A 19,496-nucleotide genomic window follows, 5' to 3' on the forward strand; every position below is an offset into this window, starting at 1 on the left:
GGGTATAGGCGATGTATAACGTTATGATCGTTGAGGATAGCAAACCGATATTACGTAATATTAAAATGCTCTTGGAAACGCTGAGCTTCCCGATTCGTGTAGCGGCTACGGCAACGAATGGCGAGGAAGCCTTGGCAGCGTTAAAGCAGGAACCGATTGATCTGCTGTTGACAGATATACGAATGCCAAAAATGGATGGACTGTCCTTGATCGAGCAAGCCAAAATTGCCAACCCGGATCTGAAGGTCATCTTGATTAGCGGTTATAGCGATTTTGAATACACAAGAAAAGCATTGAACCTGCAAGTGTTTGACTATTTGTTAAAACCCGTCGAGCGAGAGGCGCTTGAAGAAGTCATGGGTCGGGTAATTGACCAACTTGATCAACAGATGTCCAAGGAACTGCTGGATTTGCAGGAAATCATTCATCCCCAATGTGAGATTACGTCGAAACAAGGGGAGGAGTTTCCGCCTTTATTCAGCCAGATGATGATCATTATGAGCAAACAGCCTTTTACCGCAGGGCATGAACGATGGGTGCAGGTGGAACTTGAGGGTTTAGTGCAGGATTTTTTTGCATTCCATCCTTGTCGTGTTTACACCAGTCAAACTTCATATCAATTTATCGCTTTTGTCAACAAGAGTGCACTTGAGGTTTACTCTTCCGTACATGAATGTCTTGAATCGATGCGACGGCATTTGGTTGCGCATGACATCGATGCAATCATTGGAGGACAACTTCTATTCGCTGAGTCTGGTAATCTGCCGGAGCTCTATCACCGCATGTCGTCCATTTTGTCTGAGCAGCAACGGTTGAAACAAGGAATAGTGTTGGATACCGGGAATCCGGTGTCGATGGCCAGATCTGAGACAGGCTGTCTGGATCCGGTGCAGGAATCAGCTTTTGTACAGATGATACAGGCTCGGCAGAAAGAACGGTTTGCTTTTAAGTTATCCGAATTGTTGAATCGATGGGCAGAGGAAAATGTACATATGAGCGAGGTGGAGCGGTTTATTGGATTGATTGTAGACACGTTTGCTCATCTGTACGAGGAACAGGGGTCGGGCATGAGATTGGGTCTGGAGCTTCGGTCAAGACAATTCGCCCAGGCACAGTCCTATGCCGATTTTTGCCGGGAACTGGCGGAATGGACGGGACAGTGCTTCGATATGCTGCAATCCCACGTTCGAAAAAGCAAGGCGATCCTGTTCGAACAGATTGACGATTACGTAAAACTAAATAAATACTCTCAATTATCTATCAACGACATTGCCATGAAGTTTCACGTTAGCCCGTCGTACGTCAGCAGAGTGATCAAAAATGCAACACAAATTACGTTTGTCCAGTATTACACCCGGCTTCGCATTCAGGAGGCATGCAGACTGATGGAAAGTCAACCCGACATGAAGTTTAAGGAAGTTTCCGATTTGCTGTCGTTTAGCGATCAGCACTATTTCTCGAAGGTGTTCAAAGAGTATACGGGGCTAAATCCTACGGATTATAAACAACAGATGTCTGGTATAAAGACCCAATCATAGTTAACAAACCCTTTTTACTTATGCTATAATACTAACAAATACGGCTTGTTACTGAATTCATTCAGGCAATACCTATGTATATACATGCTCAAAGTTTCTTTGGGTATGCATATATATGGGTTTTTTTGCGTTTACTTGCCGATTGGTTTTACCAAAAATGGATAAAGAGAGGAAGATTCACTTTGGAAAAGAAAAAGAAAAAAAGGTCATTTTATAAGAAAGGAGGAGCCAGTTTACGATTAATGAGCACTCGACTCATTGCAGCTTTCCTTGCGGTGCTTATTATCCCCACTGCACTTATCGGATATTTCTCGTATCATAGTGCCAAAGATCAAGTACAACAAAAAATGACAGAGCCCATCAATACCATATTAACGATGACCGGACAGCATATTAACAATCTGGTAGGGGAAAAAGCAGCATTATTGAGTTATATAGACAGTATGTATGGCTCCGACCCCAGTCAGGCGAACAACGAAGCACTACAAGTAGGAATCGACCAGTTAGCTGATACATATCCTGATATTCTTGCCATAACCGTGGGCAATGACCAAGGCAGTGTTATTTCTTCTCCCGCAATTGTGGATGCAACATACGATCCACGCAGCACAGAATGGTACACCAATGGTACAAGTAACAATGGATCACTCTATTTTTCGAGTATTATGAAAGATCCGGTATCCGGGAAGATTTATGTAGAGATTTCAAAAGCTCTGTCAAATGAACAAGGTGTAGCAAGTATTAAACTTGATCTGGAGCGATTAGCAAATGAAATATCGATTGTGGATGTCGGAGGTAATGGAAGTCTGATTGTGGTGGACTCCAATCGAACCATCGCGGCTTGGTCCGGTGCCATTGTAAAAGGTGGGGGAGGAGAGCTCGGTGGAGCACTCATCGAGGGAATTCCAGTCCATCCAAATACGGCTTCAAGTTCCGATGAACCGATGGCATTTTCCCAATTTGTTAGAACGGATCTGGCGTATGATCTGGAGGTATATAACGGTGTTAATGCTTTGACGGGATGGAATGTCATTGCTTTGATGGGCCATGAAGATTTTATCGCCGCAGCGAAACCCATTATGGTGTCGAGTCTAACGGTCATTGCTGTATCTGTATTGATTGCCAGTGTAATTATTTTCTTCATTCTGAGATCTTTTATCGTACCTATGCAAAACCTGCGAAAGGCCACCCGTAGTGTAAGCGAAGGGAATCTGTCGGAACGAGTGAATCTTAAAACCGAAAACGAATTTGGTATATTGGCAAATGATTTTGACCAAATGACCATCTCCCTTCAATCAGTGGTTGCTGAACTTCACCAGACGTCATCGTTGTTAAGTCACTCTTCCCAGATGATTCAGGAAAGTACAGAACAAACCACCCAATCGGTTCAACATGTGGCTGAAACCATGCAACAGACTGCGGAATCAGCTATCGTTGGGGCGGAGAATTCGGAACAAACCGCGAATGCCGTAGAAGAGATGGCGAGAGGCATCAGTACAATTGCAGAATCTGCGAGTGCGATTGTGGATTCGGCTGAAGAGACGGAGCGCGCTGTTGCTAACGGTGGGAAAACGATAAACCAGGTCGGAGAACAAATGGAACACATTCTCGGAGCTGTTGAAGAAACCTCGGCATTGATTAATGAGCTGTCCAGTCTCTCCACCGAAGCTAATCGAATGAATGAAGCGATTGCGGATATCTCTCGGCAAACCAATCTTCTGTCACTGAATGCCTCTATTGAGGCATCAAGAGCAGGAGAACACGGAAAAGGTTTTGCTGTCGTTGCTGGTGAGGTGCGCACGTTATCGATGCAATCCAAACAAAGTGCGGACGACATTGGCGCTACCATTGGTAAAATGCTCGATCTGATTGCCAAATCCACGTCTCTTATGAATGATAAAGTTCGTAATCAAGTCGGTGAAGGAATGCGGATCAGCCAAGAAGCTTCTGCAACCATATCGAACATTGAACAATATACAACGCATATCGTGGATCAAATTCAGGATATTTCCGCTGTCTCAGAACAGTTGTCAGCCAGTACGGAAGAAGTCTCGGCTACCGTTGCCGCGATGAGTCATATCTCTAAAGTGTCGGCTGATAGTGCTCAGACAACTTCAGCAGCAGCCCAAGAACAAATGGCGGCGATGCAGGAGATATCGGCATCATCTGCACAGCTCTCCAAAACAGCTGAGAACATGCAAGAATTGGTTCGCCGCTTTAAGCTTTAGAGTAGAAGTAAGTAAATGTGTAAAGAAATATGTAAAGAGATATGTAAAGCACCAGGCGCTCCCCCAATGGAGCGCCTTTTTGCATGTAGTAAGATTAGTAAGAATGTGACACCTCATCCCCGAACATATCCTTTTGATTCTTTTTTCGGAAACTTCGTGGTGATTCACCAACCGTTTTGGTAAATAAAATCGTAAAGTAATTGGGGTTATCGTAACCGACCAGTTTGGCGATTTCCCATATTTTTTTGTTGGTTGAGACTAATAATCGGGTGGCTTCACCCATTCTTCGTTGAATCAGGTAATGATAAGGAGAAGTGCCAAAGTGATTTTTATACATATGAATTAAGTAATAAAAATCGATATGAAATTGATCTGCCAATTCTTTGAGTTTAATGTTCTGCCGATAGTTGGTATCCAAATAGTCTTTAATGCTCTCAGCAAGGGTGTTGCTCCCAACGCTCTCCCCACTAGGAAGCTGTTGACGGGACTGCCGATCGATGATCAGAAGTATTGCTTTCAGGACATGCCCAGAGATCGACTCGTATCCATGTTCCCGGATTGAAAATTCATTGAAGAGAGTCTGCATTAACGAATGGAGCTCATCGGAATATCGGTTGGCTCGAATGATCGGATTGTTAGAGGGAGGGATGACCCAATCCTCAAGGGTCTGGGTGCCTTCTGCAAAACGAAAGCCGCAATAAAAGGTGGATAACGGGAATTCAGGATTGGACTTCTCCTCGTGAAGAGTACCCTTGTTATAAATGAGCATGTCCCCTTTTTGGGCCCAGTGTTTGGTACCGTCAATGGTGAACAATCCTTTGCCTTCAGTTACGTAGATAATCTCATGCAGATCGTCATGTTTATGCGTCGGAAAACTCCAATGGGGATTGTCGGCCAGTTTTCCTACATAAATAATGGTGCAATCTCGATTTGGATGCCGTTGGCCGAATTCGTGGTGTGTATTCATCTATGTCTTCCCTTCAGAATCAGTAATGAAAGTCTGTATTGAAATGACAACATATATAATGTTTTGCAATAAAACCACAACAACCTTGATTGTCGCCATGGTATATCTGACAGTACAATTTCACTATCCAAAATGTACTATATATCGAAAGTGAAGGGATGGGAAAGCAGAAAATACATGAATTAATGATCGTAGACAGAATTGAAGCGCTTGCAACAATAGAAAGGATTAGTGAGTATTGATTTATGACTAGAAATAGAGAGAACCTACTTATTTTAACGCTTACGCTTGTTAGCTTTGTACTGGGAACAACCGAGTATGTCATTGTGGGTGTGTTGAAGGAAATTGAAAGTTATATGAAAATATCACTTGCTGCCGCGGGTATGCTTGTCTCCGGTTTTGCGATTGCATACGCAGTCGGTACACCATTTGCCGTAGCCTTCTTGGCCAAAATATCCAGAAGAAGTTCCATATTGATTGGATTTGCAATCGTGTTAGCATTAAATCTATTAACCGTGTTCTCAACAACGTTTTATTCGTTGATGGCCATTCGCATCGTGTCGGCCGTTGCTTGTGGACTTACGATATCGCTTTCGATCTCGATCGTAAGCGACGCAGTGAACCGGGAGCGAAGAGGGGAAGCTATCGCCTGGATTCTGGGCGGGTTTTCAATCGCTAATGTGCTAGGTGTTCCGCTCGGTACATTTATCGGACAACATCTAAGCTGGTCCATGACGTTTGTTGTTACAGCATGCATAGGTGTTGTGCCGCTGGTGTTCATGTTCCGTATTCTGCCACGCCAAACAACAACGATTGCAGGTTCGTTCAGTGATCAGATGTCTCTCTTTTTAAAACCACGGATATTGCTGGCCTGTCTGATCCCTGTACTGGGAAACAGCTGTATTTTCGTCGTTTTTACGTACATTACGCCACTCCTGAGTGAGACGATGGGTGTGCCAGTACAATGGATTAGTGCCATACTCCTGATCTATGGCGCCTGCAGCATACTGAGTAACTGGATTGGTGCCAAAATAGCCAGGGGTGACTTCCTGCCCAAGCTCAAGCGGCTTTTCGTCATCCAAGCCATCCTGTTCCTTGGCATGAGTTTTACCGTTTCTAATGTGTGGCTCGGCTTGGCGTTTCTGTTCCTGATTGGATGTCTGTCATCCTCCATGAGCGCGGCATCCCAGTTATATTTGTTTGATGTGTCAGGATCGATCGCGCCGGGGTCCAAAGCATTTGCATCTACACTCCTGCCTGTGGCGGCCAATGTGGGTATAGCGCTAGGCTCTGGTGTCGGGGGAATTGCCGTTAATATGGGTGGTCTCCAGTGGGTGCCTCCAGTTGCTGTGATGCTTGCCTTGCTGGCTTTTGTCGTTACCCTGATATGCCAGCGTTCCATCCAGTTGAATTCAGACGAAGCAGCCATTGTAAAAGCAGCTTAGATGAGATGCTGTCTAGACTAAACGGATGAATGCATATATATGGTATATGAACTACAAACAAAGTCGCTGTTAAGCGGCTTTGTTTGTTTTTTAGTTTTCCAGCATTCCGGATGTAACGGGTTCGTAGATGATAGAGGTAGGATAATGCAATAATTCAGTGAATTTATATATGAAGAGATCTGATAAAATGAATGAAAAGCTTGGAGGTAATGCCATGAAAAAGCCGATGATCGGTGTTCTGCCTTTGTATGATACAGACAAAAAAAGTTACTGGATGCTTCCAGATTATATGAACGCCATAGAAGGAGCAGGTGGGATTCCACTTATGCTACCTTTGACAACGGATATCGAGATCATAGCAACGCTGGCTAATCAGTTCGATGGGTTCCTGTTCACCGGGGGACATGATCTCAATCCTGAGCTGTATCATGAGCATGCAGAGGTTACCTGTGGAGAGTCGTGTATTGAACGCGATATGATGGAGTCGATATTATTACAAAAGGTAATTGAGCTTGATAAACCTACCTTTGGCATATGCCGTGGACTGCAGCTATTTAACGTTATGTTGGGTGGAACTTTATATCAAGACATTCCCACTAGCCTTCAACTTCATGGGAACAAGATCGTTAATCATAAGCAAAGTCCGCCGTATACGGATCTTGTACATGATGTACATATTGAGAAAAATAATATCCTATACGATATTTTGCAAACCGATACGATAAAAGTGAACAGCTACCACCATCAGGGAATCAAAATGTTATCGGATAAGTTAACTGCTGTGGCCGTCGCTGAAGATGGACTCGTTGAATCCGTGGTCATGCCAAACCGCTCGTTTGTTTTGGCTGTGCAGTGGCATCCAGAGTACAGCTATAAAGTAGATGACTACAGTCAGAAGTTATTTGCGGCGTTTGTTAATGCTGCTAAATCCCCACGCTATACTATCCATATTGAAGACATCACCGCATAAAATGTGAAAAAGAAAAAAGACCTCCTGTTTATAAAAACAGAGGAGGTCTTTGTATTGGTGAATTTAGTCGTAATAGTAATCATGGTATCGCCGTTCTATTGGCAGAATTATTTTGATCCAGACTTCGTGTTGGCATGCTCTTCAGCATTCAGGGAAGCAATCAGCTTCTCGCCTTCAACATCCAGGTTTGGTAGAATGCGATCCAGCCATTTTGGAAGTGCCCAAGCTTTGTCTCCGAAAATAGCCATGATGGCAGGGACCAAGCCCATACGGATGATAAAAGCATCAATCAGAATGCCTACCGCCAAAGTGAAACCAATCTGCTTGATCATGACATCGTCAGTGAATATAAATCCTGCAAATACAGAGACCATAATCACTGCTGCGGCAACAACCACGCGACTTACCTGATTGTACCCATGAACAACGGATTCGGTCCCGCGATGACCATGCACATAGGATTCCCGCATGGAGCTCACAAGGAAGACTTGATAGTCCATCGCAAGGCCATACAGGATACCTGTCACGATGATTGGCATAAAGCTCAGCAGCGGGCCACCTGTATCGAAACCAAAGAGCGAGTGCAGCCAGCCCCATTGGAATACAGCAGTGGTGATCCCGAATGTAGCCAGGATACTAAGCAGGAAGCCAATTGTTGCTTTGATGGGAACGATGATCGAACGGAATACGAGTAACAGAATGATCAGTGACAACAGGATGATGATGCCTACATAGATAGGGAACACCTGCGCCAGTTTGGCTGACATATCGATGTTAACAGCTGTGAGTCCAGTAACTCCGAGTTTCACATCATAGGTCTGTGCGATGCGGGAATCAGCCGCGCGTAGATCAGTGACCAGTGTTTTAGTGAGATTATCGTTTGGACCCGTTTTTGGAATGAGACTGAAAATAGCTAAATCTTCTGTCATACCAAGCGGTGTGACTTGTGCAACGTTATTCTGACCTTGGAGTTCCATCACCAGACCACCCAAGAGTTCTGGTGTAACTTTTGCGGAAGACGGATTAGGCTCTGCGACCAGAATAAGGGGTCCGTTGAATCCTTCTCCGAAACCTTCGGAGATGGCATCGTAGCTTTGTCTTGCAGTTGTATCCAGATTCGCTGAGGAAGCTCCGGGGATACCCATTTCCATTTTCGCGATAGGTGTCGCGGCAAAACCAAGAATGACGATGATGGCGATAATGGTAGCCCAACGATTTTTGATAACGAATTTCACCCATCTGTTCGCGACTCCGTGGTTAGTGGCTTTAGGATGTTTCGCGCTTTTCTCACGAGCTTTGGCGGAACAGATGCGTTCTCCTACCAATCCCAGTAAAGCCGGCAACAGGGTTAAAGCAACAAATACGTTGATGAGCACGGTGGCAGCTGCGACCAAAGCCATCGTAGACAAGAATGTAAGACCGATGACAAGCATACCGCACAGTGCAATAATGACGGTTAATCCGGCAAAAAATACTGCGCTACCCGATGTACCAATGGCTCTGGCCGTTGCTTCTTTTGCGCTCAAGCCTTGATCAATGATCATTCGACGCTGGCGATTAACAATGAAGAGCGCATAGTCGATTCCAACAGCCAATCCAACCATTAGAGCTAGAACGGAAGTGACACTAGGCATTTCGATGAATTTGGAGATGGAGAACGCACCACCAACTCCAATGGCAACTCCTAGGAGTGCAGTGATCAGAGGCAGACCTGCTGCAACAACGGAGCCAAGGGTGATCAGCAATACAATGACAGCAATGACCAGTCCAACAATCTCTGCCGAGCCGACTCCAATCGATACCGTTTTGAGCGTTTCGCCCGGCAACACCTTAATATTGGTTCCTTGCTCTACCGTCATAATGGACTGAATAACGGAATCAAATACATCCTGTGTTATGGCAGACTGTTCAATTGTAAATTGGAACTGGAACAGTGCAATGCTGCCGTCCGAAGAGATCAGCATTCCAGGTACAGGAACACCATCCACCATCAAAGGTCCATAGGGAGGAGGCGTGGTTGTTGCGGATTGCGCCATATCAGTAGCCTGAGCATTCTGAGCCATCTCCGCCTGAGCACCCGAATTACCCGCTTCAGCTGCATAGTCCGCAGGGTTAATGACTTTGTCTAATCCGTAAACTTCATTAACACCTTTCATCATGGCCGCCAAACGTTCAGGCGTATCCAAACGCTCGTTGTCTGGAGCTTTGAAGACAACACTTCCTTGACCGCCGGAGGCGGCAGGCAGTTCTTTTGCCAATTGATCCAGAACCTTCTGTGACTCTGTGCCTTCAATCTTCATTTCGGAACTGATGTGAATACCATTGATGCTGATCATGGAGATGACAATTCCCAGAATTAAAACCCAGCCAATGATGAAATAGGCAGGTTTGCTAAAAGCGGTTTTCCCCACTCTGTATAATAATGTAGACATTTCTCTATTTTACACTCCTCTATGATGAATGTGGATGGTTGGCATGTTCAAATCCTGCCCGTAAATGATTAAACGTGGTTTCCAAAAATTGATCGAATGTTAAAACACCGGGCTTGGTATCTTCAGTAATGACTTGTCCGGGCAGTAACACATTGAGTCTTCCATCAATTAATGGCAGTATTGTTCCATATAGTGCGTTGATCAAAAGATAAGTATAGATCTCGTCATACTTCCCGTTAGATAAGTCTAATAAGGTATCTTGTGCCTGCGTCTGCATCCGATGCATGGCTCCAAGGTAATGCGGTTCAAGCACGGGATAGGTCTGGGATAGCGATAGTAGCTGATGAAGTCTTCCTATTAGTTCTGTTGTAAGCTGCATCTTGATCAGGTTATACAGTACGTCAAGCAAGGAGACGTTGTCGGGCAATTCGGTAAGCAACTCTTCGAGTTCCGTTGTATTCTGAACGGATATTGCGCCTCTGGCTACTGCCTCTTCCTTACATGTGAAGTAGTTTGCAAATGTTCTGCGGGAACAACCCACCTGATGCACGATATCTTCGACCGTAAAGCCATCAAGCCCATGTTCAAGGGTAAGTTCAAATGCAGCACTAGCAAGTGCTTTTTCAGTTGCTTCTTTCTTCAAATGTCGCAAGTTTCGTTTGATCATTATTCTCCGCTTATGCGTTCACCTCCAACACCAATGACTATGGTTTAAATCTTTTAAGAAGAGCACACTTACTTAATATGCACTTTGTGAGGTTTATCATAACAAACAAGTTGCCCATTGTGCAAATTTACTCATTGTGCAATTATTTTATATGACAGCTATACTGCGAATCAATGCTTCAACTCCTGAGGAATGAATGTTAAAATCAATAGAAAAACTTGGGGCGATAACGAGATATGAGTAGTCGTAAACAAAGTTTATTGGAAACAGCACTTGCACTATTTTTAGAGCACAGCTATGCAAATACAACAATCCAGATGATCTTGGATCAATCGGGTGTATCCAAAGGCACATTCTACAAATTCTTCAGTTCCAAAGAAGACTGTTTATATTCTATTATTGATCAGCGTATGCAAGAGGATGTTTTCATTCGTAAAGAGCTTGAACAAAATCACTATACATCGGATTATGACCTGCTCGTAGATCAGATTGCGATTCCTATGTCTGTACCTAATAAAGAGCGAGTATGGGAATTATATTGGACGGGTTTTTATTCCGGGGAGATCAACTCAGCCAAACTGGCTACAGTTCACCTAAAATGGCTGTCCACACGCTTGATTCAGGTTTACGGGAACGATATTAGCTTATATGCCAACGAAGGGGCCATATTGTGCTACGGCATATTACATCAGATTGCCAACACATCAAGAAGTCTAAATACGCAAAAACCGGTATGGAGCGAAGTGGTTCCCAAAGTATTAACGTACATTGAAGTGATCCTAAGAACAATGCATCAGAGAAATGAACATATTTTCGACTTTCAGTCTCTCTATTTCCTGAATGCCGATGAGCGTAACCATGATATGGGTCTGGACATCGATAATATATTGATCGAATTTGATGAGTTCAACAACCGTGTACAAAAATCCAAGGAATCTGCATCATTCAAGCAACTTTCGAAGGGGCTCTTAGCGCTATTACAAGATCAAGAGGATTTAAATATTCCTGTAATCGAAGTGGTGCTGCAAGCGTTTCACAAAGAGTACAAATCTAGTGCGTTTCAATCTGAAGCCAATAGACTGACCGAAGCCTGTTGGTGGTATTTGGAACTAGTGAAGCAACGTAATTAATATGGGGGTTGGCTCGTAGCCGACCTCTTTTTTTGTTTTTTTATGTCTCTGGTTATTATTAATATACTATTAGTATATTGATAATTTGTTGTTATAACAGTTGTTTTTTTCTGTTCAAACTATGAGATTTGAAATTAATTATACGAGTAGTATATAATCGGAATGAACATATATTTCCATAGATTTGAATAACTTCACTTCGAAAGGAAGATTTATATGAATAACTCGAATAACCAGACATCAGAAAAAGTAGAATTTAATTTGTTTAGCGAAGAAAATAGTAAAGATCCATTTGCCATGTTTGCACAGATGCGTGCCAAAGGTTCCGTTGTCCCTATTCCTAATCCAATGGGTGGAGCAGGGCAAACCTGGATTGTAACTCGGATGGACGTCGCCATGGAAGTGCTGAAAGATCACTCTCGATTTACGGTAGATATGAACTCTATTGATAGTGGCAATGATATTCGAAAGAATCTCTCAGGTGAGCTTGGTTCATCGGAACCCCAGACCTTTTTTACCGGAAAGTCGATGCTCTTTGTTGATGAACCGGATCACCGAAGACTGCGTAGCCTGGTTTCCAAAGCGTTCACGCCAAGATATATGGAAAGCCTGCGTCCACGCGTCCAGGAAATTGCCGATGAGTTGATTGACCAATTCGAAGGAAAAGGAGAGATGGATCTTGTAAAAGACTATGCCTATCCTTTCCCAATCAACGTTATTTCCGAGATGTTGGGTATACCTCAGGAAGACCGACCTCAGATCCATGTATGGTCTGAAGCCATTGCAAAAGGTCTTGGTTTTGGTAAACAGGACCCTGCCGTTGCGCAGCACTTGCGATCATTCGCAGAGTACACCTCACAGCTTGTGGCGAACAAACGAATAGAACCTTCAGATGACCTCATCAGTCAATTGATTGCGATTGAGGAAGAGGGGGATCGACTGAATGAAGATGAATTAATATCCATGATCACGTTATTGATATTTGCTGGACATGAGACTACTTCCAATCTGATTGCAACTGGTTCTTATCTTCTTCTGACCCATCCCGAACAACTGGAACAACTGAAACAAGATCTGAACCTGGTTCCTTCTGCGGTGGAGGAGTTGTTACGATATAACGGACCCGCGACTTCCTCAGGTCCTCGTTATGCAACACAGGACACGGAGCTGGATGGACAATTGATTCAAAAGGGAGATGTTGTGATTCCCCTTCTGAAATCAGCGAATCGGGACGAGCAGCAGTTCACTGACCCCGAAGAGTTGGATATCGAACGCAAAATAAAACGGCATTTGGCCTTTGGACACGGCATTCATATGTGTCTTGGCGCTCCGCTTGCTCGTGTAGAAGGGGACGTGGCGTTTACTACGCTTTTACGTCGGCTACCGGATATTCAGCTCAGTATTCCTCAGGAAGAGATTCATTGGCACTCTGCTTTGTCATCCCAGGGATTGGCAACATTGCCCGTAAAATTTTAATAGATAAACTTAGTGTAACCCATTGGAGTATGACGAATTTTCGTCATACTCTTTATTTGTATAGATGATAGAATGGAATGAACAAGAAACATATTAATGGATTGAACACTGCTTAATGTAAAAGATAAAGTGGGGTACATAATTTTTGTGGTGGAGGTAAACCTTATGAATAAAGATGAACAATTCATGCATAAAGCCATTGAGATTGCTCTGCAAGCTCGCAAAGAAGGAAACGAACCATTCGGCCCATGATCAATTAGCGGAAATTGCTGGCGGCAACATCATGATCTCGTGTGAAGAAGTATTCGACAAAAGTCCTCAAAAGCCTGAAGTAACAGGGAAATTACTTAACACAGAAGGCTTAAAAGTTTTCGAAGGATATCAATTTCATTCCAACGCGTAATCAGATCAAAAAATTAATTTTAAATTATTGCTTGATTTTTTTTTCGACGTCTGATAGTGTAAGACCTGTGATTTTGGGAAGTTAATTTATCAATATGAATTAGAGCTTTCCAGCAGATAATTTTGACCACTTCACCAGGAAGTTAAGGCCATACGGACAGCCGGGTCAAACGCCGATTGGCAACTTATGTTGCTTTATTGATTGAGTTCAAAGCTCAAATTTTATAAGTTGGTTACTTTACAACCAGTGCAATTGCACATCAACTTGTGAAACGGTCAATAAGAGTGGTAAAGGCGAATTATTTGCTATATAGACTCTGATCCAATATTGATATACATGAAGAAGCTTTCCGCCAAAGGAGTTCTTGTGAACTTTTTTGGTCATGGAGACTTCACGTCTTTTTTATGATGTATATCGATAAGCAAGTGTGATGATGCGCGATTGCGAGCATTTTTCACCTTGCTTTTTTTGTTGTCTTGTTGTCACCGTATTAAACCAATTTAAAAAAATACATATTGGGATAGGAGAATGTAAAATGGGAAAAGCACTAATCATCGGCGCCGGCGGCGTTGCTTCCGTGGCAGTACACAAATGCGTTCAAAACAGCGAAGTTTTTGAGGAAATCTGCATCGCGAGTCGTACAAAATCCAAATGTGATGAACTCAAAGCCAAGCTGGACGGCGGAAAAACAAAAATTACAACAGCACAAGTTGATGCTGACAATGTTGACGAACTGATCGCTCTGATCAACGAAGTTAAACCGGATATCGTTATGAACCTTGCTTTGCCGTATCAAGATCTGACAATCATGGATGCTTGTCTTGCAACTAAAACAAATTACATGGACACAGCGAACTATGAGCCACATGATACAGCGAAGTTTGAATACAGCTGGCAATGGGATTACAAAGAGCGTTTTGAACAAGCAGGCATCACTGCATTGCTCGGTAGTGGATTTGACCCAGGTGTGACTGGCGTATTCTCCGCTTATGCCCTGAAGCACTACTTTGACGAAATTGAGTACATCGACATCCTGGACTGCAACGGCGGCGACCATGGCTATCCGTTCGCAACCAACTTCAACCCTGAGATCAACATTCGCGAAGTATCTGCGAACGGAAAATATTGGGAAAATGGTGAATGGATCGAAACGAAGCCGATGGAAATCAAACGTGTCTACGACTTCAAAGAAGTTGGCGAGAAAGACATGTACCTGTTGTATCATGAGGAACTGGAATCTTTGGCAAAAAACATGCCAGGTCTGAAACGTATCCGTTTCTTCATGACATTTGGTCAAAGCTACCTGACTCACTTGAAAGCTCTTGAAAATGTAGGCATGACTTCAATCGAGCCTATTGAATATGAAGGTAAACAAATTATTCCACTGCAATTCCTGAAAGCAGTACTGCCTGATCCAGCATCCCTTGGACCACGTACTGTAGGTAAAACAAACATCGGTTGTATTTTCAAAGGTAAAAAAGACGGAAAAGACAAAACATATTATGTTTACAATATCTGTGATCACCAAGAATGTTATAAAGAAGTGGGTTCCCAAGCGATCTCTTACACAACAGGCGTTCCAGCAATGATCGGTGCAGCAATGGTCATGACAGGCAAATGGAACAAACCAGGCGTGTATAATGTAGAAGAGTTCAACCCAGATCCATTCATGGAAGAGTTGAACAAATGGGGTCTCCCATGGGTAGAAGACTTCAACCCGGTACTCGTTGATGAGCTGCCAGAAGAAGTTAAAGAATCGGAGCTTGTTCGCTAAAATGCGGTTCGAGCAATTACCGACACCATGTTTTGTTGTTGACGAGGCGCTTATTGAGAAAAACCTGAAAATCCTGAACGGTGTTATGCAGCGTACAGGTGCCAAAATCGTGCTGGCTCAAAAAGCATTCTCCATGACTGCGATGTATCCGCTGATTGGAGAATACCTGAGCGGTGCAACGGCAAGCGGTTTGTATGAAGCGCGTCTGGGCCATGAGGAAATGGGCAAAGAGAATCATGTCTTTGCTCCAGCATACCGCGCAGAAGAGATCGACGAGATTATCTCCATCTGCGACCACATTATTTTCAACTCATTTTCGCAGCTTGCAAAATTCAAGAATAAGGCGCTTCAAGCTGGCCGTAAGGTCGGCTTGCGCGTCAACCCTGAATGCTCCACCCAAGAAGGACATGAGATCTACGATCCGTGTTCTCCAGGTTCGCGTTTTGGCGCGAAACTGGAGGATTTCGATGCAGACTTGTTGGAAGGCGTCTCCGGACTTCACTTCCACACACTGTGTCAGCAAAACTCCGATGATCTGGAGACTACGCTGAATGCAGTGGTCGAGAAGTTCGGACAATGGTTGCCACAAATGGAATGGATCAACTTCGGCGGTGGGCACCATATCACACGTGAAGATTATGATATTCCAAGACTGGAAGCATGCATCAAACGTATGCAGAACGACTATGGTCTGGAAGTATATCTGGAGCCGGGAGAAGCTGTTGCGCTGAATGCGGGTTATCTGGTGACTTCTGTGCTGGACTTCCATAAAAACGGTATGGACATTGCCATTCTGGATACTTCAGCTACATGCCATATGCCGGATGTGCTGGAAATGCCATATCGCCCGCCGCTGATCGGTTCGGGAGAAGTGGGCGAGAAGGCTCATCTGTATCGCTTAGGTGGACAAACCTGTCTATCTGGTGACGTAATTGGGGATTATTCATTCGACCAGCCTTTGCAAGAAGGCGACCGTCTGGTATTCGAGGACATGGCGATTTACTCCATGGTGAAAACCAATACGTTCAACGGCATGCCGCTTCCAGCGATTGCAGTCAAAAGAAAAGACGGCAATTGCGAAGTTGTTCGCGAATTCGGATATCAGGATTTCAAAATGAGGCTGGCATAATTACTTCATTATATAGTAAGTATTAATATAGAATTGAAAATAAATACAAAGAAGGGAACCTGGAGACAGGTTCCCTTTTTAACGTTAACTGATGTTTAACGATTAGATTTAATGATGTTTATCAGTGAGGTTAGGTGAATGTTTACCGGTATTGAGCCGACTTAGCTTCGACTTCAGTTTTCGGGTTAATTTTTCGGTTTAGAGGCTGCTCGTGCAGCGTAGGGAAAAATCGGTTCTCTTAGTTCAAAATCATACGTCAACCCATCCACAATGCCGACTACACTTTCACTGTCATACAACTCTAGCAAAAATCCAGCCATTTGTTCCGCCGTATGGAACTTGGGAACTCTGCCTTCATATTCAAACTCGTCTACATTAAAGGAATGTTTCGCAAACTCAGTCTCGGTTGCAGCCGGTGCGAGAACTTTGGCTTGCATCGCTGCGTTCTTACCTTTTAACTCTTGCGCAAGTCCTTCGGTAAAGGCACTTACATAGAACTTGGTTGCGCAGTAGGTTACTGCATCGGCTACAATCGTATATCCACCACCAGAGGAGATATTAATGATCTGTGTGCCATCAACATCTGCATAATCACGTACATACAGGGAAGAAAGAATCGTAAGAGCTTCTATATTTAGATGAAGCATCTGTTCAATCTTGGGCAGATGTTGTTCGCCCACGGAAGCAAAATTTCCGAATCCGGCGTTGTTAATCCACGTCTCAATGGAGTAAGCCTGAAGACTCTCATAGAATTCATGCACATTAGCGGCAATGGACAAATCCACTGTACGAATGACAACATCCAGAGCAGGATTGATTTCAGCTACTTTTGCTTTTAACTTGTTCAATTCATCGGTTCTGCGCGCTGCCAGAATTATATTTTTGCCACGAGTTGCAAAAGCTAAAGCCGCTTCATATCCAATGCCTGAACTGGCACCGGTAATCACTGTATATTTCATGGGAATTCCTCCTGGATCTGATTTCATTTTTTATTGTGATGTGACCACGAGTTGATTATACTGATTAGAGCTTACTCTAAGTCAAGCGGGAAAATGGAGGGGAGGTTAACCATGCATACCATTGGTGAAGTGGCAGAATTACTCCATATCAGTGCACATACGTTGCGTTATTATGAGAAGGAACAGATTGTAACTCCTCTCCGAGATGCCAGTGGAGACAGGCGATACAACGAGTCACACCTGAAGTGGCTGCAATTTGTGATCAAATTAAAAGAGACTCAAATGCCCATTGCTATTATTAAGAAATATGCGTCCTTGTTTCAGGAAGGGGAGCATACGGCGGCGGATCGTTTAAAGCTGCTGGAGGAGCATAAAGAGTCGATTCAAAAACAGATGCACATACTTAACACAGCAGATGAGATGCTTGAGCATAAAATTTCGTCGTATCGAACGCTCATCGGACTATGAAGTAACACACACAAATGACGATCTATTGCCAAAACAGTGATTTTTATTATAGACTGTTTTTTATCGGTTGTTCATCAAGGGGGAAATGCAATGCATCAAAACAGAAAACAAAAGTCAAACAAGTTAAAGATCCTCTCCAAAGTATTATTGATTATCATAGGGGGATTTATAACGGCATATGGCCTGGAAGCCATATTGATCCCGAATAATGTCTCAGATGGTGGTGTCACAGGTCTGAGTATCGTAGGATCACAGCTGTTCGGATTACCACTGGGGATGCTCATCGGGATTATTAACATTCCATTTGTGTGGCTCGGGTACAAGCAAATCGGAAAAAGCTTTGCGTTATATTCGATCATCGGTATTGCTTCACTCGCAATCAGCACCAGTCTGATGCACCATATACCAACCATCATTGAAGGTGATACCTTGCTTGTTACGGTTGTCGGCGGGATTATCATCGGTTTTGGTATGGGACTTGCATTACGTAATGGCGGGGCATTGGATGGGATAGATATGCTGGCTGTACTCCTTTCGCGAAAAGTACCTTTTGGAACCAGTGATCTCATCCTGTTCCTCAACATGTTTGTATTTATTGTCGTTTCTACCGTGTTTGGTCTGCAAGGAGCGATCTTGTCAGGACTTGCGTATTTTATTGCTTCTAAAGTAATACATATTGTTGAAGAGGGCTTGAGCGGCTCCAAAACGTTTAAAATTATTACGAATCAACCTGAGATTATGGTTGAAACCATTCGGGACCGCTTAGGCCGTGGAGCAACGTATACCGAGGCTTACGGTGGTTACTCTAATGAGCAATTCAAGGAAATTACTTGTGTCATTAACCGGATGGAAGAGAGTAAAATTAAAGATATCATTCACGAAATTGACCCAACTGCTTTTGTAGTCGTATACGATGTAGCTGAAGTGAGAGGCGGCAATTTCAAAAAGAAAGATATTCACTGATTCCGAAAAACAAAATTAACTTATACGTAGTTGGTCAACCAGGAACTTCTGGTTGGCTTTTTTTGTATGTCCACAGCGGAACTTAGAGTTTTAACAGGCGGATTTTCTTATTAGTTTGATACGAATATTTAAATTTGCAAATAAAATAAAGATGGTTTATTATTATATCAAATGATACAAATTACTATCATTATTGAATGTGAATGTTGATTACAAAACAACAACATGAATGCAGAAGAGGAGAATGTTTTATGGCGTGGTTATTCCTTATTCTTGGAGGGATTTTAGAGGTAGGTTGGGCATTAGGTTTGTCATTCTCCGATGGTTTTTCGAAAATCGAGATCGTAATCCCCACGGTTATTTTAATGATTGGCAGCTTCTACTTCTTTGCAAAATCCACTAAAGTACTTCCTGTATCAACGGCTTATGCGGTGTTTACCGGACTTGGTTCATTTGGAACCGCAATTGTGGGAATGATTTTTTTGGGGGACTCCGTAAGTGCAATCAAAATCGTGCTGGTCATGATATTAATCAGTTGCATCATCGGTCTGAAATTTGTATCCAATGAACCTAAACCAAAGGCAGGTGTATAGAATATGAGTTGGCTTTTCTTGATCTTAGCTGGTTTATTTGAAGTTGGCGGTGTAATATTTCTGAAACTTTCAGATGGATTCACCAAATTGAAACATACATTGATGTTCGCTATGTTTCTGGGATTAAGTTTCATTTTTCTTTCCCTGTCTTTGAGAGAGATACCAATGAGCATTGGTTATGGAATCTGGACAGGTATTGGGGCATCGGGCAGTGTACTATTAGGGATGTATGTATTCAAAGAGCCCAAAAATGCAAAGAAATTGGCTATCGTTAGTGGGATTATTGTCAGTATTGTGGGATTGAAACTAGTCTCTTAACTGGATAAATTAGCTGTACTAACAACGGAACGATAT

At 43.3% G+C, this 19,496-nt stretch carries 16 protein-coding genes; 12 read left to right on the top strand and 4 right to left on the bottom strand.

Annotated features, from left to right (window positions below; translation table 11 throughout):
- Positions 1-11 precede the first annotated feature (11 nt).
- Together MHI52_RS14900 and MHI52_RS14905 are read left to right on the top strand one after the other, a co-directional pair.
- Positions 12-1,538: a response regulator gene (locus tag MHI52_RS14900; protein WP_405159292.1), complete on the top strand. Its 1,527-nt coding sequence runs from the start codon at positions 12-14 to the stop codon at positions 1,536-1,538.
- A 242-nt stretch (positions 1,539-1,780) separates the two neighbouring features.
- Positions 1,781-3,766 carry a methyl-accepting chemotaxis protein gene (locus MHI52_RS14905; RefSeq protein ID WP_405159293.1) on the top strand — a complete coding sequence of 662 codons (1,986 nt, stop codon included), beginning with the start codon at positions 1,781-1,783 and terminating at the stop codon, positions 3,764-3,766.
- A 94-nt stretch (positions 3,767-3,860) separates the two neighbouring features.
- Here MHI52_RS14905 and MHI52_RS14910 read toward each other — a convergent pair whose 3' ends face one another.
- Positions 3,861-4,733: an AraC family transcriptional regulator gene (locus MHI52_RS14910; RefSeq protein ID WP_340029510.1), complete on the bottom strand. Its 873-nt coding sequence runs from the start codon at positions 4,731-4,733 to the stop codon at positions 3,861-3,863.
- A gap of 245 nt (positions 4,734-4,978) precedes the next feature.
- Between MHI52_RS14910 and MHI52_RS14915 the strand changes: the two genes are divergently transcribed.
- Positions 4,979-6,178: an MFS transporter gene (locus MHI52_RS14915; protein ID WP_405159294.1), complete on the top strand. Its 1,200-nt coding sequence runs from the start codon at positions 4,979-4,981 to the stop codon at positions 6,176-6,178.
- Positions 6,179-6,347: 169 nt separating this feature from the next.
- Positions 6,348-7,148 (top strand): gamma-glutamyl-gamma-aminobutyrate hydrolase family protein, encoded by an 801-nt coding sequence (locus MHI52_RS14920; protein WP_405159295.1) that lies wholly within the window; start codon positions 6,348-6,350, stop codon positions 7,146-7,148.
- 107 nt (positions 7,149-7,255) lie between these two features.
- Here MHI52_RS14920 and MHI52_RS14925 read toward each other — a convergent pair whose 3' ends face one another.
- A complete protein-coding gene (locus MHI52_RS14925) occupies positions 7,256-9,580 on the bottom strand; it encodes an MMPL family transporter (protein ID WP_282321468.1) in 2,325 nt (774 codons plus the stop codon).
- Between the two features lie 19 nt (positions 9,581-9,599).
- Positions 9,600-10,247 (bottom strand): TetR/AcrR family transcriptional regulator, encoded by a 648-nt coding sequence (locus tag MHI52_RS14930; RefSeq protein ID WP_076253018.1) that lies wholly within the window; start codon positions 10,245-10,247, stop codon positions 9,600-9,602.
- A gap of 236 nt (positions 10,248-10,483) precedes the next feature.
- Between MHI52_RS14930 and MHI52_RS14935 the strand changes: the two genes are divergently transcribed.
- The 4 genes from MHI52_RS14935 to nspC all read left to right on the top strand — a co-directional run bounded on the left by MHI52_RS14935 (position 10,484) and on the right by nspC (position 16,159).
- Positions 10,484-11,377: a TetR/AcrR family transcriptional regulator gene (locus tag MHI52_RS14935; RefSeq protein ID WP_036616015.1), complete on the top strand. Its 894-nt coding sequence runs from the start codon at positions 10,484-10,486 to the stop codon at positions 11,375-11,377.
- A gap of 216 nt (positions 11,378-11,593) precedes the next feature.
- Complete coding sequence (locus MHI52_RS14940) at positions 11,594-12,853, top strand: cytochrome P450 (RefSeq protein WP_282321467.1); 1,260 nt, start codon at positions 11,594-11,596, stop codon at positions 12,851-12,853.
- 938 nt (positions 12,854-13,791) lie between these two features.
- Complete coding sequence (locus tag MHI52_RS14945) at positions 13,792-15,030, top strand: saccharopine dehydrogenase family protein (RefSeq protein WP_036616010.1); 1,239 nt, start codon at positions 13,792-13,794, stop codon at positions 15,028-15,030.
- 1 nt (position 15,031) lies between these two features.
- Positions 15,032-16,159 (top strand): carboxynorspermidine decarboxylase, encoded by a 1,128-nt coding sequence (gene nspC / locus MHI52_RS14950; RefSeq protein ID WP_339286849.1) that lies wholly within the window; start codon positions 15,032-15,034, stop codon positions 16,157-16,159.
- Positions 16,160-16,344: 185 nt separating this feature from the next.
- Here the strand turns inward: nspC and MHI52_RS14955 are convergent, their stop codons facing one another.
- Positions 16,345-17,118, bottom strand: coding sequence for an SDR family oxidoreductase (locus tag MHI52_RS14955; RefSeq protein WP_282321465.1), 774 nt, complete (start codon positions 17,116-17,118; stop codon positions 16,345-16,347).
- Positions 17,119-17,229: 111 nt separating this feature from the next.
- Between MHI52_RS14955 and MHI52_RS14960 the strand changes: the two genes are divergently transcribed.
- The 4 genes from MHI52_RS14960 to MHI52_RS14975 all read left to right on the top strand — a co-directional run bounded on the left by MHI52_RS14960 (position 17,230) and on the right by MHI52_RS14975 (position 19,460).
- Positions 17,230-17,586, top strand: coding sequence for a MerR family transcriptional regulator (locus tag MHI52_RS14960; RefSeq protein ID WP_282321464.1), 357 nt, complete (start codon positions 17,230-17,232; stop codon positions 17,584-17,586).
- Between the two features lie 90 nt (positions 17,587-17,676).
- Entirely contained in the window at positions 17,677-18,549 is an 873-nt protein-coding gene (locus MHI52_RS14965; RefSeq protein WP_017688526.1) for a YitT family protein, read from the top strand.
- A 251-nt stretch (positions 18,550-18,800) separates the two neighbouring features.
- On the top strand, positions 18,801-19,142 hold the full coding sequence (locus tag MHI52_RS14970) for a multidrug efflux SMR transporter (RefSeq protein ID WP_076327622.1): 342 nt from the start codon (positions 18,801-18,803) through the stop codon (positions 19,140-19,142).
- A 3-nt stretch (positions 19,143-19,145) separates the two neighbouring features.
- Positions 19,146-19,460 (top strand): DMT family transporter, encoded by a 315-nt coding sequence (locus tag MHI52_RS14975; protein WP_405159296.1) that lies wholly within the window; start codon positions 19,146-19,148, stop codon positions 19,458-19,460.
- The last annotated feature ends 36 nt before the right edge of the window (positions 19,461-19,496 follow it).

It is taken from the genome of Paenibacillus sp. FSL H8-0283 (assembly GCF_045040675.1).
Lineage (GTDB): Bacteria > Bacillota > Bacilli > Paenibacillales > Paenibacillaceae > Paenibacillus > Paenibacillus amylolyticus.